Source organism: Nocardioides sp. NPDC092400 (genome assembly GCF_040684155.1).
Classification (GTDB): Bacteria; Actinomycetota; Actinomycetes; order Propionibacteriales; family Nocardioidaceae; genus Nocardioides.
The window spans coordinates 200653-213233 of the sequence record NZ_JBFBFJ010000007.1; the positions used below are offsets into that span (position 1 = coordinate 200653).

The following is a 12581-nucleotide window of genomic DNA, read 5'->3' on the forward strand; positions in this document are numbered from 1 at the left end:
CCCAGCAGTGGTGGTCGAGCGGTGGTGATCGTGCGGGTGGTCGTGCGGGTGGGTCAGGACGAGGGGGCGGTGAGGACCCGGACGCGGACGGGTGCGCCGCACCAGTCGAGGTGCAGGACGCTGGCCTCGGTCATCTCCGACGGCAGCTCCACCGCTCCTCGCGAGACGACCGGGAGCGAGAGCGAGCTGGGTCCGGGCATGAGGCTCTTGACGTTGCCGCCGACGACGTTGACCAGCTCGCCGACCGCGTCGGTGCACGACGCCGCGTCGGGCTCCTCGTCCTCGCCGAAGCCGAGCATCCCTCGGGTGACGCCGAGGACCGCGGCCTCGGCCAGGTCGACGCTGACCATGCCGCGCCACTCCCCCGTGACGGTCACGGTCGCCGACCACAGCGCCACGTCGTCGGCGGGCGGTCCCGCGGGAAGCAGCAGCTCGGGGGATCCCACGAAGGAGGCCCACATGTCGGTGACGAGGGCCTCGAGGTCGAGGGCGGACGGAGCGAGGGTGCTCATGCGGGGACCTCCTGGTCCAGCAGACCGAGGAGGCCGAGCTTCTCGACGATGGCCTCCGCGGTGAACGGCTTGATGACGTACTCGTGGGCGCCGGCGGCCAGGGCGCGCACGATCTGGCCGTGCTCGCTCTCGGTCGTGACCATCATCAGCGTGACGTCGCGCCAGCGCTGCTCGGCTCGGACCCGCTGGACGAACGTGTAGCCGTCCATGACCGGCATGTTCCAGTCGATGAGGCACAGGTCGGGGACCAGGCCGCCCTCGAGCAGGTCGAGCGCCTCCTGGCCGTCCCCGGCCTCCGCCGTCGTCCAGCCGAGACCGGTGACGATCCGGCGCAGGATCGACCGCATCGCACGGGAGTCGTCGATGATCAGCGCTTGCATGCGGTGCTCCAGGTGCTCGGCGGGGGCAGGTCAGGCAGTCAGGTCAGGCGGTCAGGTCAGGCGGTCAGGTCGATGTAGACGGCGCGCGGCTCGGTCGGGCCGGACGTCCGGCCGACGCTCTCGATCACGGCGCGCTGGCGCAGCGTCGCTGCCATCCGGCAGCGGAGGGTGTCGATCACCGACTGCTGGCGGACGACGAGCTCCTCGGCGCGCTGGCGGAGGTCGGGCGGGAGCGGGCCGTACTTCTCCGGCACCTCCCACGGGTCGGCCTCGGCGACGCGGTCGCCGACGCCCAGCGAGCGCTCCACCCGGACGAGGTCGAGCTCCAACCGGTCGAGCGCGACCTCCCACGCCTCCCGGTCGACGTCGCGGCTGAGGGGCATGCCCCCGCGGTCGACCGGCCCCGCGGTCATCCGGCCGCGGCCACGGCCGGCGCGGGGTGCGCCGACTGCATGGCCGCCTCGCGCCAGGTCGCGGCGAGGTCGGTGGCAAGGACCAGGCACTCCTCGGTGACGGCGGTGTCGCGGCTGGTGTTCGCCGAGATCAGCCGGCGGTGCAGGTAGTCGTAGATCGCGGCCAGGCCCGCCGCGCCGTCCCAGACGTCGAGGCGCAGGCTGGTACGCAGCTCGAGAACGATGTCCTGGGCGTGCAGCAGCTGGGTGCTCGCCTCGTCGTGCACCCCGCGGCGCTGGGCCTCGAGACCGCGGGTCACGTCGAGGACCAGGCGGTCGAGCAGCATGACGAGGAGCCGGGCGGGGTCCGCGGTGGACACGGAGGCGCCGAGGTAGGTGTCGCGTGCGTTGGGCATGGGGTGCCTTCCTTCGGGACCGGGGTCAGCTGCTCGAGGACGAGCCGAGGGCGGAGATCTGGCTGGAGAGCCACGAGGACTGGCTGCTCATCGTGCTGAGGGCGGTCTCGAGCGCGGTGAACTGGCGGGTGAGCGCGGTGCGCCGCAGCTCCAGCCGTCGGTCCCACGCCTCGACGCTGTCGGTGAGCCGCTCGATGCCGGCCTTGCGCCCGGTGATCGCGGCGGTCAGGAGACCGGTGTCCTTGTTGCTGGCCGCGTCGGCCGTCTTCTCCACGCGGCTGGCGAACCCGCTGCTGATCGACGCGGCCGTGCCGGCCGGGTCGGCGGTGTAGGCCTTCTTGAAGTCGGCCTCGTTGAACGTGAACGCGCCGTTGCGGTCGATCTGGATCCCGAGCTTCGCGAGCGACTCGTCGCCGCTGCCGAAGACCGTCCCCCGCAGCTGGGACTGGACCGACCGGACAGTGGAGTCGCCGGCGAGCATCCCCCTGCCGGTGCCGGCCGTGCCCGTGCCGTACGTCGTCAGGCCGGTCATCTCGGTGAGCACGGAGTTGAGGCCGTCGACGAGGTCCTTGACCAGCTTGGTGGCACCGGCCTCGTCGCGGGAGACCGTGACCTCGCTGGTGGTGCCCGCCGAGCCGGCAGCGACGGTCACCGTCACGCCGGGCAGCAGGTCGGTGAACGTGTTGGTCGCCGACGTGGTCGTGATCCCGGCGCCGAGGCTGAGCTCGGCGTCCTGCCCGGCGCGCGCGGTCGCGCCCCCGAGCAGGGCGGAGCCGTCGGCGCCGGTGAGCGCGAAGTCCGACGCCTTGCCGGTGGTGGTCGACTCGACCAGCAGCCGGTAGCCGCCGGTGGTGCTGACCAGGCTCGCCCGGACACCGGTCTCGTTCGCCGGGTCGTTGAGCGCGTCGGCGAGCCCCTGGAGGGTCCCGTCCTTGGTGTCGATCGTCTTCGTGGTGCCGTCGAGCCGGTCGAGCCGGACCTGCGTGCCGCCGGCGACGACGACGTCCGCGCGGGCCGCCGTGGACGCGAAGCCGAGCTGGTGGCTCAGCGCCGTCCTCTCGACCTTGATGCTCAGCGACCCGGGCGAGGCGCTGGCCCCGGCGGTCACGGCGACCTTGGTGTCGGTCGACGTCGCGGAGCGGCCGCCCCACTTGGCGGGGTCGGCGGCGGCCTCGGCCTTGGTGACGAGCGAGGCGATCTTCGAGTTGAGGGTCTGCAGCGCGTTGAGCTGCAGCTGCTCGCCGGACAAGCGGGTCTGCACCCGCTGCTGCGGCACCTTCTCCAGCTGCATGAGCTGGTCGACCAGGCTGGCGGAGTCGAACCCGCCCAGCCCGCTGACGCTGGCCATCTGCCTGTCCTCCGTGGATCGTGGCGCCTGGGGTGGTGCGCGCCCCGGCGGGGCGGTGGGTGACCACCCCGCCGGGGCGCGAGCTGAACGACCCCGGTCACGGCGGCGGTGCCGCCGTGACCAGGGACGGGATCAGCGGAGCAGCGAGAGCACGCCCTGCGGGGCCTGGTTGGCCTGGGCGAGCATCGCGGTGCCGGCCTGCGACAGGATCTGCGAGCGGGTGAAGCTCATCATCTCGCTGGCCATGTCGGTGTCGCGGATCCGGCTCTCGGAGGCCGAGAGGTTCTCCTGCGTCACGTTGAGGTTGTTGATGGTGTGCTCGAACCGGTTCTGCAGCGCACCCAGGTTCGCGCGGGCGGAGGACACCGACTTGATGGCGGCGTCCAGCTTGTCCGTCGAGGCCTTCGCGTTGGTCGCGTTGTTCAGGACCAGGGCGCCGACACCGAGGTCGGTCGAGCCGAAGCCGGCGTTCGCACCCGGCGCGGCGTTCGTCGTGGCCGCGTTCAGGCCGCCACCGACGGTGATGGCGCCGGCCAGGCCGTCCTTCGAGGAGACGACGAGGCCGCCCTTGTCGTCCACCGACGCGGTGTAGTTGGTCTTGAACGCCGCGTCGTTGTTCAGCTCGGTCGCGATGGCGTTGGCGTCCGTCGACGCGGTGAGGGCAGCGGTGGTCGTGACCACGCCGCCGTGCGTGAAGGTGGCCGCCGCGGCGGTCGCCTCCGCGGCGCCGTTGCCCCAGCTGGACTTCGCGCCGCCGGTGCCGGTGGAGGTGATGCTGACCGCGATGGAGTCGGTGGCACCGGTGCCGTAGCCGACCTGGAAGTTCTTGTTGGTGTAGTTGCCGTCCAGGAGCGAGACGTTGTTGAACGTCGTGGACGTCGCGATCCGGTCCAGCTCCTTGGCCAGGGCGTCGTTCTCCGACTGGATGGCGGCGCGGGAGTTGGTGTCGTTGCTGTCGTTCGACGCCTGGACCGACAGGTCGCGCATGCGCTGCAGGATCGAGTGCGTCTCGGTGAGCGCGCCCTCAGCGGTCTGCACGACGCTGATGCCGTCCTGGGTGTTGCGGACGGCGACCTTGAGGCCACCGATCTGCGAGCGCAGGCCCTCGGAGATGGCGAGGCCGGCGGCGTCGTCGGCGGCGCGGTTGATGCGGAAGCCGGAGGACAGCTTCTCGAGGGACTTCGACATCTGGCCCTGCGTGACCGAGAGGTTTCGGTACGAGTTCATGGCGTCGATGTTCTGGTTGATGCGGAGACTCATGGTGGTTCCTTCCTGGGTGAGTCGACCTGCTGGAGCCCGTCCGTGGGCTCCGTCGGACGATTGATCGGCACCCGGCGGTGCCGGATGAGCGATTCGGTGAAAGAAGTTCGGCGGGGCTCCCCACGGAGTGCGAGCCCCGGCCGGACCGACGCTCCGATCGGCACGGCCGCGGGCGACCTGAGCGGAACCGGACGGTCGCAGACGCTTCATCAAGGGATGTCGACGAACGGTCGCTCCCCTGGTGGAGCTCACCCGGGGAGGCGGCGACGTCCCTGCATCCCTGGGTGGACCGCCGGGCACGAACGACGACGCCGCGACCGGCACGAGGGCCGGCCGCGGCGTGCGGCGAGGAGCAGCGAGCGGTCAGGCGGTGGTGTCGAAGACCGGCAGGGTGGCGCGCACGGAGCGCGCGGCGGCGTGCCGCTCGGCGACGGCGGCGACGTACGCGTCGCGGCGGCGGGCGACGCAGCCGTTCGGCTTCGCGTGCGGCTGCAGCCGGTCGGGGTCGAGGGCCGCGTTGAGGGCGTCGCGCAGGAGCACGAGGGCCTCGGCGCGGATCTGGGAGATGCGCGACTCCGTGACCCCGAGCTCGGCGGCGAGCTCGGCCATCGGCCGCTCGTCGATGAAGTAGCCGGTGACCACCGCGCGCAGCCGCTCGGGCAGCTCGACGATCGCCTCCTGGAGGTACTGGAGCCGCTCGGCGACGAGGAGCGCGGCCTCGGGGCCCGGCTCGGTCGAGCTGAGGGAGTCCGCCACGGACCCGTCGGAACCGTCCGGCCCCGCGTTGAGCGACAGCACGCTCGCCCGGGCGACGTCGTCGTCGGAGCGCTGTACCTCGGCCACCTCGAGCCCGAGCGCCTCGGCCACGGCGGCGTCGTCGGGCAGCCGGCCCATGGTCGCGGCCAGCCGCGTCCGCGCCTCCTCGATCTCGCGGCTGCGGCGCCGCACCGAGCGCGACGCCCAGTCGACCGAGCGCAGCTCGTCGAGGATCGCGCCGCGGATGCGCGAGGTGGCGTAGCTGCCGAACGGCACGCCGCGGGCGGGGTCGTAGGACCGCGCCGCCTGGACCAGCGCGGCCAGGCCGGCGGAGCGCAGGTCGTCGCCGTTCACGTGCGACGGGACGCGCGACAGGGTCTCGCGGACGACGTGGGCCACCAGCGGCACGTGGTCGACGGCACGCTGGTCCGCCTCGGCGGTCGTGAGCGCGGGGGTGTGCGCGTCGACGGGGCCGAGGGGCTCGTGGACAAGGGTGGGGGGCGTGATCGGGGGGGTCACGTGGAGGATTCCGTCATACCCAGGGCTCGCCCGCTGGCACTTCCGTCCGTGTCCCCCCGAAATGACCGAGACGGGGGGTGCGTACCACCCGGTACTAGTCCGAACGGGCTATGCGGTGTCGACCGAGAGTCGTGCGGAAGCGGCAATCTCTTTGCCGAACCGCTCAGGACCCCCACCCCCGCGCCGATGGGTCGGCCGTCAGCGGGAAGCCGCCTCCGGCCACGGTCGGCGCGCGGCCCGAGCGAACCAGTGGGGCCCGGCCGGTCAGCCGCGTCGGGCGTGAGGGGCCATGGAGAACCTGTCCGCCACCTTGTGGCACGAGCGCGAGCTGCTGGAGACCCTGCAGTACCACCTCGAGGTGGAGCAGCTGGTCCTCGCCAGTGGCCGCACGACCTGGCTGATGCGCGCCGCGAAGGACGTCGAGAGCGTGCTCGAGCAGCTGCGGACCGCCGAGGTGCTGCGCTCCGCGGAGGCCGACGGCGTCGGCGAGCGTCTCGGCCTCGACCCCGCGCCGACGCTGCAGCAGCTGGTCGACGCGAGCCCCGAGCCGTGGCGGACCATCCTCGCCGAGCACCGCGACGCGCTGACGTCGATGACGCGCGAGATCACCGCGCTCGCCGACAGCAACCGCGACCTGCTCAGCGCCGGCCACCGCTCCGCCCGCGAGACGCTCCTCGCGATCGGCGGCACGACGCTGAGCTACGGCGCCGACGGCAGTGCCGTCACCCAGGTCGACGCCCCCGCCCTCGTGGACAGGACCTTCTGAGATGGCCGGCACCTTCGCCTCGTTCAACACCGGCCTCAGCGCGCTGCGCTACCAGCGCATCGCGATGGACGTGGCCGCCAACAACATCGCCAACGTCACCACCGACGGCTACGTACGCCGCCGCGCGGACGCCGTCTCGACCGGCGCCGCCGTGCAGGCCGCGCTGTGGTCGCGGTCCGACGACACCGCCGGCGGGGTGGCCCTGGGGAGCCTCGACCGGATGGTCGACCCCTTCCTGGACCTGCGCGCGCGCCGCGAGCACGGCAAGCAGGCCTTCCTCGACACCCGGGTGGCCGTGCTGGACCGGGTCGAGAGCGGCATCGGCGAGCCGGGCGACAGCGGCGTGGCCGCGGCGCTCGACGACTTCGCCGCCGCCTGGGCGGACCTCGGCAACCACCCCGAGCGGGAGGCGTCGCGCAGCGCGGTGCTCTCCGCGGGTGCGACGCTCGCCGACGCCGTGCGCGTCCAGGCCGCGAACGTCACCACCGAGATCGAGGACCAGGTCCACCACGCGACCGACCTCGGCGCGGAGATCGACGCGACGGCCGCGAGCCTGGCCGAGGTCAACCGCAGCCTCGCCGCCGCCCAGCTCGACGGCACCGACAGCAACGACCTGCTCGACCGGCGCGACGAGCTCGCGGACCGGCTCTCCACGCTGACCGGCGGCGAGGCGAAGGTCCGCCCCGACGGCGGGATGGACGTGACGGTCAACGGGACCGCCCTCGTCACCGGGTCCACCTCGAGCACCGTCACCGTCAGCGGCGGCAGCGGCGGGGCACCGCTGGTGCTCGGCATCGACGACGGGACCACCACGACGACGGTCCCGACCTCCGCCTGGGGCGGCCGGCTCGGCGCCGTCGCCGAGCTGGTCACCACGACGCTCCCCCAGCACCTCGCCGGGCTGGACGGCGTCGCGGTCACGCTGGCCACGGCGGTCAACACCGCCCACCGGACCGGCTACGGCCTGGACGGCGTCTCGGGTCGTGACTACTTCGCCTACGACCCCGACGGTGCGGCCGGCAGCCTGCGGGTCGCGATCACCTCCCCCGACCAGCTCGGTGTCGCCAAGGTCGCCGGCACCTTCGACGGCTCCAACGCCACGGCCGTCGGCGCGCAGGTCGAGGGCGCCGCGTCGTCGTACCAGCGCCTGGTCAACGGCTTCGGCAGCAGCGTCCAGTCGGCCACCCGCCTGGCGAGCACCCAGCGCCTGGTCACCGCCCAGGTGGAGGGCTCGCGCGAGCAGCTGACCGGCGTCAACCTCGACGAGGAGACGCTCAACCTGGTCGCCGCCCAGCGTGCCTACGAGGCGGCCGCGCGGGTCATCTCGACCGTCGACGCCGTGATCGACACCCTCATCAACCGCACGGGAGTCACCCGATGACGACCTTCCGGGTCACCCAGACCATGCTCGCGAACAGCTCGCTGCGCTCGATGCAGGCCGGGCTCGGCCGGCTGGCCGCCGTCCAGGAGCAGCTCACCACCGGTCGCGTGCTCAACCGGCCCTCGGACTCCCCCACCGACACCACCAGCGCGATGCGCATCCGCTCCTCGCTGGCGCAGGCCGAGCAGCACGCCCGCAACGCCGACGACGCCGAGGGCCGCCTCGGGCTCATCGACACCACCCTGGGCAGCATGACGAGCCAGGTGCGGCGCGCCCGCGAGCTGGTCCAGCAGGGCGTGAACGGCGCGAGCGGTCCCGCCGCCCGCCAGGCGCTGGCCACCGAGATCGACCAGCTGCGGGAGAGCCTGCTCGCCGAGGCGAACACCAGCTACCTGCAGCGGCCGGTCTTCGGCGGCATCACCACCGGGACCGGGGCGTACGACGCGTCCGGGACCTGGGTGGGCACCGCCGGCGCGATCTCCCGGCAGGTCGGCTCCGACGTCACCGTCCGGGTCGACGTGGCCGGCCCGGACGTCTTCGGGGCGGGCGACGACTCGCTCTTCGCGACCCTCGAGGCGGCCTCGACCGCCGTCATCGGCGGCGACCAGGCCGAGATGGACGCGGCCCTGACCAAGCTCGCCGGCCACCTCGACAAGATGGGCGCCACCCAGGCGGTCGTCGGCTCGCGCCAGGCCCAGGTCGAGCGCGCGGTCGTCGCCACCGGCGACGCCAAGCTGGCCCTGACCACGCGCCTCTCCGACGTCGAGAACGTCGACCTGCCCCGGGCCCTCGTCGACCTCAAGCTCCAGGAGGTCGCCTACCAGGCGGCCCTGGGCGCGACGGCGCGCGTGACCCAGCCCAGCCTGCTCGACTTCCTCCGCTGAGCCCGTGGGAGGCTGCTGACATGTCCGACATCCCGGTGATCGAGCTGGTGCACCCCCTGCCGGGCTTCCCCGACGAGCGGCGCTTCACCCTCGTCGAGCTCGACGAGGACGGCGTGCTGTGCGCGCTGCGCTCGCTCGAGGACCCCGAGCTGCGCTTCCTCGTGGCGCCCCCCGGCCCGTTCTTCCCCGACTACGCACCCGTCGTGGACGACGCCGCGGTCGCCGACCTGGAGATCTCCGCGGTCGAGGACGTCGTCGTCCTCCTCGTGCTCACCCCCGGCGGCTCGCTGCAGGAGACCACCGCGAACCTGCGCGCCCCGCTCGTGCTCAACACGAGCACCCGCCGCGCCTGCCAGGTGATCCTCGAGGACACCGCCCTGTCCGTCACCACGCCGCTCGTCGCGTAGCCTGCTGCCGTGCTGGTTCTGAGCCGTCGGGTCGGCGAGAGCGTCGTCATCGGCGACTCCGTGACCGTCACCGTCCTCGACGTCCGTGGCGACGTCGTCCGGATCGGGATCGACGCGCCCCGCTCGGTGTCGGTCAACCGCGCCGAGCTGCTCGCCGAGCTCGAGTCGAGCAACCGGGCCGCGGCCTCCCCGGCCGAGGAGACCGTCTCGGCCCTCGCCGAGCAGCTGCGCAAGCGCCGCTGACCCTCTCCCGCGCAGGAGGCCGCTCAGGCCACGCCGCTGCGGGTCGCCGGCTTCGGACGGTAGATCGAGGAGCGGCCCGCGGGGACGCGCTCCCAGGAGTCGTCGACGCCCGTGGTCATCTCGGCCGCGCCGAGGAACAGGTAGCCGTCGGGCGCCAGCACCCGGCTGACCCGGCGCAGGATGTCGCGCTTGGTCGCCAGGTCGAAGTAGATGAGCACATTGCGCAGCATGACCACGTCGAAGCCGCCCATCGGCGGGAACGGCCGGACCAGGTTGAGGGTCCGGAAGCTCACCCTTGCGGCGACCTGGGGATCCACCCGCCACCCGACGCCGGCGCGCTGGAAGTAGCGCACCAGCGTGGTCGCCGGGAGGCCGCGGTTGACCTCGAGCTGGGAGTACTCCCCCGTCCGCGCGCGCTGCACCATCTCCTCCGACAGGTCGGTCGCGACGATCTCGACGCGGTGCTGGGCGACCGCGGGGGTGTCCTGGACGACCATCGAGACGCTGTACGGCTCCTGCCCGCTCGAGCAGGCGGCGCACCAGACCCGGATGGGCCGGCCGGCGCGGCGTGCGGCCAGCTCGGGCAACACCACCTGCTTGAGGGCGGTGAAGGGCTCGGAGTCGCGGAACCACGACGTCTCGTTGGTGGTGAGCGCCTCGACCACGGCGCGGACCGCCGCCGGCGTACGCCGCCGCTCGAGGTCGCCGACGTAGGCGTCGACGTCCGCGTGACCGCCGGCGCGGGCCAGCGGGAGCAGCCGCGACTCCACGAGGTACTCCTTGCCGGCGGCGAGCACGATCGCGCTCTCGGACCGGACCAGGTCGGCGACGAAGCCGAACGTGCGGGGACTGATGCTCATCGGGTGGCTCCTGCAGCGGGGACGGCGGTGCGCTGCGGGGCGAGCCTGCGCACCACCTCGGGGGCGATGTCGGTGAGGGGCAGCACGAGCTCGGCGAGGCCGGCACCGGCGACGGCGCCCGGCATCCCCCACACGACCGAGCTGGCCTGGTCCTGGGCGAGCACGCTGCCGCCGGCGTCGACGAGGGCGCGTGCGCCGCGGCAGCCGTCCTGGCCCATGCCGGTGAGGACGACCCCGAGGGCCGCGCCCCCGACCACCTCCACCGCGGAGCGGAGGAAGACGTCGACGGCGGGGCGGCAGTAGTTCTCGGGCGGCTCCTGGGAGAGCCGGACAGCCAGCCGGCCGGGACGACCGGTGACGTGCAGGTGGTGGTCACCCGGTGCGATGGTCACGGTGCCGGGGAGCAGCGGCTGGCCGTGCTCGGCCTCCACGACCCGCGCGGCCACGTTGCGGTCCAGCCGCGCGGCGAGCTGGCGGGTGAACAGCGGCGGCATGTGCTGGACGACCACGACGGGCACCGGGAGGAGCGGCAGCGCGGCGAGCAACGTCCCGAGCGCCTCCGGTCCCCCGGTCGAGCTGCCGACGAGGACGACGCGGTGGCCACCCGCCGGGGCGGGCCGGGCCGGGCGCAGTGCCACCGGCCGCACCTCGCTGGCCGGCGCCGGCCGAGGGCCGGCGGCGTCGGGGCGGGCGGAGCGGTGGTGCGGGACCAGGGACTTGATCCGCGGGATGAGCGCGTCGCGGACCTGCTCCATCGACCGGCCGACGCTGCCGACGTTCGCCGGCTTGGCGACGTAGTCGGAGGCGCCCGCGGCCAGCGCGTCGAGGGTCGCGACGGCGCCGCGCTCGGTGAGGGTGCTGAACATGATGACCGGCACCTTGTTGCCGGTGGCGCGGATGCGGCGCACCGCCTCGATGCCGTCCACCTCCGGCATCTCGATGTCCATGGTGACCAGGTCCGGGCGGAGCGCCTCGACCTTCTCGACGCCGGCCCGTCCGTTGACGGCGGTGCCGACCACCTCGATCTCCGGGTCGGCGGCCAGCAGGCCGCTCACCAGCCGTCGGATCACCACCGAGTCGTCGACGACCAGCACCTTGATCACGTCGCACCCGCCCCTTCGCCCGGCCCGGCCGTCGCGGGTCCCCTCCTCCATCGGCCGACGGGCGCCGGACCTGAGGTCGCTAGCCCGTGGCGCGCCGGACGTCCTGCCAGGCGGCGAGCAGCACCTCGGCGTCCGCCTCGTCGAGCAGGTCGACGGCAGTGAGCGCCTGCACGGTGCCGGACACCGCGTTCCAGAGGCCGTACGCCGCGTCGCGGGCGGTGAGGCCGCCGCGCTGGAAGGCGACCGCGGCGGCGAGCTGGGCGTCGGCCGCGACCCGCAGCCGCTCGGTGACCGCCAGCACCCAGGTGGCGCGGTGCATGGCCGGCGCCCACAGCCCCGTCCGGGGCCGGAGCCGGTCGACCACGTTGCGCCAGGCGCGCCGCGCGGCGTCGTCGCTCGCGGCGATCGCGCCGAGGACGTCGTCGACCACCGGCAGCCCGACCGGGACCGTGTGGTCGCGGACGCCGACGCCCGAGCGGAGCAGCGCCGTCACCATCCCCCGCCGCTGCTCCGGCGCCAGCGACTCCTCGAGGTAGCACGCGAGCGCGGCGTCGGCGAGCACGTCGGCGGCTCCGGACGCCGAGGGGTCCTGCACCGCGAGGTCGCCGCTGCGCACCCACGTCCGCTCGAGCGCGTCGTGGCGCAGGAACCGCTCGAGCGCGGCCGCGTCACCGAGCAGCGACGTCTCCAGGCTGCGCAGCGCGACCCCGGCACGGGCGAGCTCGTCGGCCGTGCGCGTGCGTCCGGCCGGGACCGACGCGGCCCCCGCCCACCGGGCTCGCGCCAGGTCGCCGGGATGCCGCGCGGCGAGGGCGGCGAGGTCGGCGTCCGTGCACGCGAGCGCCGTGCGGAGGACCGCTGCGGCGCGTGCCCCGCCCGGCAGCCGGACCAGGTCGAAGCCGAGCGCCGACATGCCCACCAGGGTGTACGGCACCTCTCACCCCTCCTCGTCACGCCGACGGTCTCGAGCGACCCGGTACCCGCACCCGCGGGCCTCGGACGGCCGCCCCTTCCAGGAACGCACCGGGCCGGCCGGACCCCATGGTCCGGCCGGCCCGGTCGTCGTGCCCCCGCCCCGGTCCGGAGCGGGGCCTGCCGCTGCTCAGGCCTTGAAGTAGGCCACCGACCCGCGCAGCTCGGCGGCCATCCGCGAGAGCTCGTCGACGGCGATGCGCGACTGGCTCATCGCCTCGGTGGTCGACACGGCGGCCTGGCTCACTCCGGCGATGTTGGAGGCGATCTCGTTGCCACCCGTCGCAGCCTCAGCCACGTTGCGCGACATCTCGTTCGTCGTCGCCGTCTGCTCCTCCACCGCCGAGGCGATCGTCAGCTGGTAGTCATTGATCGAGGTGAT

The 12581-nt window shown here is 73.7% G+C and carries 16 protein-coding genes; 5 read left to right on the forward strand and 11 right to left on the reverse strand.

What is annotated here, in order from left to right; translation table 11 throughout:
- Positions 1-53 precede the first annotated feature (53 nt).
- The 7 genes from AB0N29_RS18665 to AB0N29_RS18695 form a co-directional block, all read right to left on the reverse strand.
- Positions 54-512, reverse strand: coding sequence for a chemotaxis protein CheX (locus AB0N29_RS18665; protein WP_364869097.1), 459 nt, complete (start codon positions 510-512; stop codon positions 54-56).
- Positions 509-892 (reverse strand): response regulator, encoded by a 384-nt coding sequence (locus AB0N29_RS18670; RefSeq protein WP_302267778.1) that lies wholly within the window; start codon positions 890-892, stop codon positions 509-511. Before AB0N29_RS18670 ends, AB0N29_RS18665 begins: the two co-directional genes overlap by 4 nt.
- Before the next feature lie 56 nt (positions 893-948).
- Positions 949-1275 carry a hypothetical protein gene (locus AB0N29_RS18675; RefSeq protein WP_302267779.1) on the reverse strand — a complete coding sequence of 109 codons (327 nt, stop codon included), beginning with the start codon at positions 1273-1275 and terminating at the stop codon, positions 949-951.
- A gap of 26 nt (positions 1276-1301) precedes the next feature.
- Positions 1302-1700 carry a flagellar export chaperone FliS gene (fliS, locus tag AB0N29_RS18680; protein ID WP_302267780.1) on the reverse strand — a complete coding sequence of 133 codons (399 nt, stop codon included), beginning with the start codon at positions 1698-1700 and terminating at the stop codon, positions 1302-1304.
- Between the two features lie 25 nt (positions 1701-1725).
- Positions 1726-3048, reverse strand: a complete 1323-nt coding sequence (gene fliD / locus AB0N29_RS18685) for a flagellar filament capping protein FliD (RefSeq protein ID WP_364869104.1) — start codon at positions 3046-3048, stop codon at positions 1726-1728.
- Between the two features lie 132 nt (positions 3049-3180).
- Positions 3181-4308 (reverse strand): flagellin, encoded by a 1128-nt coding sequence (locus AB0N29_RS18690; RefSeq protein WP_302267782.1) that lies wholly within the window; start codon positions 4306-4308, stop codon positions 3181-3183.
- Between the two features lie 363 nt (positions 4309-4671).
- Positions 4672-5583 (reverse strand): sigma-70 family RNA polymerase sigma factor, encoded by a 912-nt coding sequence (locus AB0N29_RS18695; RefSeq protein WP_364869109.1) that lies wholly within the window; start codon positions 5581-5583, stop codon positions 4672-4674.
- Between the two features lie 289 nt (positions 5584-5872).
- Here AB0N29_RS18695 and AB0N29_RS18700 point away from each other — a divergent pair, with 289 nt between their 5' ends.
- From AB0N29_RS18700 to csrA, 5 genes are read left to right on the forward strand one after another with little or no spacing between them, the layout of a single operon-like run.
- Positions 5873-6349 carry a flagellar protein FlgN gene (locus tag AB0N29_RS18700; RefSeq protein ID WP_302267784.1) on the forward strand — a complete coding sequence of 159 codons (477 nt, stop codon included), beginning with the start codon at positions 5873-5875 and terminating at the stop codon, positions 6347-6349.
- Position 6350: 1 nt separating this feature from the next.
- Positions 6351-7730, forward strand: a complete 1380-nt coding sequence (flgK, locus tag AB0N29_RS18705) for a flagellar hook-associated protein FlgK (RefSeq protein WP_302267785.1) — start codon at positions 6351-6353, stop codon at positions 7728-7730.
- Positions 7727-8614 (forward strand): flagellar hook-associated protein FlgL, encoded by an 888-nt coding sequence (gene flgL, locus AB0N29_RS18710; protein WP_364869115.1) that lies wholly within the window; start codon positions 7727-7729, stop codon positions 8612-8614. The genes flgK and flgL overlap by 4 nt, the downstream gene beginning before the upstream one ends.
- Positions 8615-8634: 20 nt before the next feature.
- Complete coding sequence (locus AB0N29_RS18715) at positions 8635-9021, forward strand: flagellar assembly protein FliW (RefSeq protein ID WP_364869117.1); 387 nt, start codon at positions 8635-8637, stop codon at positions 9019-9021.
- Positions 9022-9030: 9 nt separating this feature from the next.
- Positions 9031-9264 (forward strand): carbon storage regulator CsrA, encoded by a 234-nt coding sequence (gene csrA / locus AB0N29_RS18720; RefSeq protein WP_364869120.1) that lies wholly within the window; start codon positions 9031-9033, stop codon positions 9262-9264.
- Between the two features lie 23 nt (positions 9265-9287).
- Here the strand turns inward: csrA and AB0N29_RS18725 are convergent, their stop codons facing one another.
- The 4 genes from AB0N29_RS18725 to AB0N29_RS18740 all read right to left on the reverse strand — a co-directional run.
- Positions 9288-10124, reverse strand: coding sequence for a protein-glutamate O-methyltransferase CheR (locus AB0N29_RS18725; protein ID WP_302267789.1), 837 nt, complete (start codon positions 10122-10124; stop codon positions 9288-9290).
- A complete protein-coding gene (locus AB0N29_RS18730) occupies positions 10121-11278 on the reverse strand; it encodes a chemotaxis response regulator protein-glutamate methylesterase (protein ID WP_364869124.1) in 1158 nt (385 codons plus the stop codon). The genes AB0N29_RS18725 and AB0N29_RS18730 overlap by 4 nt, the downstream gene beginning before the upstream one ends.
- 28 nt (positions 11279-11306) lie before the next feature.
- Positions 11307-12161 carry a hypothetical protein gene (locus AB0N29_RS18735; protein WP_364869127.1) on the reverse strand — a complete coding sequence of 285 codons (855 nt, stop codon included), beginning with the start codon at positions 12159-12161 and terminating at the stop codon, positions 11307-11309.
- Positions 12162-12329: 168 nt separating this feature from the next.
- The coding region (locus AB0N29_RS18740) for a methyl-accepting chemotaxis protein (protein ID WP_364869130.1) at positions 12330-12581 on the reverse strand (252 nt) is incomplete at its 5' end.